1 tRNA gene and 2 rRNA genes (1 of these 3 cut by a window edge) are annotated in these 2,500 nt (G+C 52.8%); all 3 read left to right on the top strand.

From position 1 onward, the window contains the following. A 23S ribosomal RNA gene (locus HGO37_RS26250) occupies nt 1-1,836 on the top strand; it begins 965 nt to the left of the window's first position. Nucleotides 1,837-1,931: 95 nt separating this feature from the next. After that, nucleotides 1,932-2,046 (top strand): 5S ribosomal RNA (gene rrf, locus HGO37_RS26245). A 376-nt stretch (nt 2,047-2,422) separates the two neighbouring features. Then, nucleotides 2,423-2,499 (top strand) — tRNA-Met (locus tag HGO37_RS26240). The last annotated feature ends 1 nt before the right edge of the window (nt 2,500 follow it).

The raw sequence follows: 2,500 nt of genomic DNA, 5'->3' as shown, positions 1-2,500 counted from the left end.
GTACTAGTCGGCAGACACACGGCGGGTGCTAACGTCCGTCGTGAAGAGGGCAACAACCCTGACCTCCAGCTAAGGTCCCCAAGTCATGGCTAAGTGGGAAAGGATGTGAGGATCCCAAAACAACCAGGATGTTGGCTTAGAAGCAGCCATCATTTAAAGAAAGCGTAACAGCTCACTGGTCTAAATAAGGGTCTTTGCGCCGAAAATGTAACGGGGCTAAAGCCATGCACCGAAGCTGAGGATACGATCTTATGATCGTGTGGTAGCGGAGCGTTCCGTAAGTCTGTGAAGGCGGACCCGTGAGGGCTGCTGGAGATATCGGAAGTGCGAATGTTGACATGAGTAACGATAAAGGGAGTGAGAGACTCCCTCGCCGAAAGACCAAGGGTTCCTGCTTAAAGTTAATCTGAGCAGGGTTAGCCGGCCCCTAAGACGAGGCGGACACGCGTAGTCGATGGGAACCACGTTAATATTCGTGGGCCTGGTGGTAGTGACGGATCTCGTGTGTTGTACACCCTTATTGGATTGGTTGTGCAGCGAAGAGGTTCCAGGAAATAGCTCCACCGTATAGACCGTACCCGAAACCGACACAGGTGGTCAGGTAGAGTATACCAAGGCGCTTGAGAGAACTATGTTGAAGGAACTCGGCAAATTGCACGCGTAACTTCGGAAGAAGCGTGACCCCATTGTACGCAAGTATAGTGGGGTGGCACAGACCAGGGGGTAGCGACTGTTTATCAAAAACACAGGGCTCTGCGAAGTAGCAATACGACGTATAGGGTCTGACGCCTGCCCGGTGCTGGAAGGTTAAAGGGAGGGGTGCAAGCTCTGAACTGAAGCCCCAGTAAACGGCGGCCGTAACTATAACGGTCCTAAGGTAGCGAAATTCCTTGTCGGGTAAGTTCCGACCTGCACGAATGGCGTAACGACTTCCCCGCTGTCTCCAACATAGACTCAGTGAAATTGAATTCCCCGTGAAGATGCGGGGTTCCTGCGGTCAGACGGAAAGACCCCGTGCACCTTTACTATAGCTTTACACTGGCATTCGCCAAGGCATGTGTAGGATAGGTGGTAGGCTTTGAAGCAGGGACGCCAGTTCTTGTGGAGCCATCCTTGAAATACCACCCTTATCTTCGTGGATGTCTAACCGCGGTCCGTTATCCGGATCCGGGACAGTGTATGGTGGGTAGTTTGACTGGGGCGGTCGCCTCCGAAAGAGTAACGGAGGCGCGCGATGGTTAGCTCAGACCGGTCGGAAATCGGTCGTCGAGTGCAATGGCATAAGCTAGCCTGACTGCGAGACTGACAAGTCGAGCAGAGACGAAAGTCGGTCATAGTGATCCGGTGGTCCCGTGTGGAAGGGCCATCGCTCAACGGATAAAAGGTACGCCGGGGATAACAGGCTGATGACCCCCAAGAGTCCATATCGACGGGGTTGTTTGGCACCTCGATGTCGACTCATCGCATCCTGGGGCTGGAGCAGGTCCCAAGGGTATGGCTGTTCGCCATTTAAAGCGGTACGTGAGTTGGGTTCAGAACGTCGTGAGACAGTTCGGTCCCTATCTGCCGTGGGTGTAGGAATATTGACAGGATCTGTCCCTAGTACGAGAGGACCGGGATGGACGTATCTCTGGTGGATCTGTTGTCCTGCCAAGGGCATAGCAGAGTAGCTATATACGGAATGGATAACCGCTGAAGGCATCTAAGCGGGAAACCAACCTGAAAACGAGTATTCCCTATCAGAGCCGTGGAAGACGACCACGTTGATAGGACGGGTGTGGAAGTGCAGTAATGCATGAAGCTTACCGTTACTAATAGCTCGATCGACTTCTTCGTTCTCATTGTTCATGTCCATCAAGACGTGTTAAATTAAAGTGAGCTTCAAGCTCTCCAGCTTCTCGAAAACAACGTAAGTTGTTGCGTTTTGCCGACCTGGTGGTTATTGCGGGGCGGCTGCACCCGTTCCCATTCCGAACACGGCCGTGAAACGCCCCAGCGCCAATGGTACTTCGTCTTAAGACGCGGGAGAGTAGGTCGCTGCCAGGTCTGCTAAACGCAACTCAAAGCTTACAAAACATCTTCTCATCACAAAAAGGGCCTCGATGCCCAACACGAGGCCGCTATCAAAGCGGCCTTTTGCGTTTAAGGCCAATTCTTGGACTAATGCCGTCCCGCCCTTCCGAAAAGATAACTCTTTGAGGGCTGATAGACCGGGAAAAGTGGCAAGTTCAGGAAACGCGAGACAAATTGCAACGCAATTTGCTCGGCACAGATCCGTCAATCGCTAGAGCGATCGACGTCGTCGCGACAAATCCTCTGGATTTGCGCTGGTTCGGATGAACTGCCATGCAGTTTACCGAGTACGGACAAACTGTTTTACAGTTTGCCTAGGGGTATTTTGCCTTTGGCAAAAACCTGGTAACGCGGGGTGGAGCAGCCCGGTAGCTCGTCAGGCTCATAACCTGAAGGCCGCAGGTTCAAATCCTGCCCCCGCAACCAA

Origin of the sequence: Rhizobium sp. CG4, from assembly GCF_023701965.1 — a bacterium.
Classification (GTDB): Bacteria; Pseudomonadota; Alphaproteobacteria; order Rhizobiales; family Rhizobiaceae; genus Agrobacterium.
The sequence above is the reverse complement of the archived record's forward strand: the minus strand, read 5'-3'. Positions and strand labels throughout refer to the sequence as shown.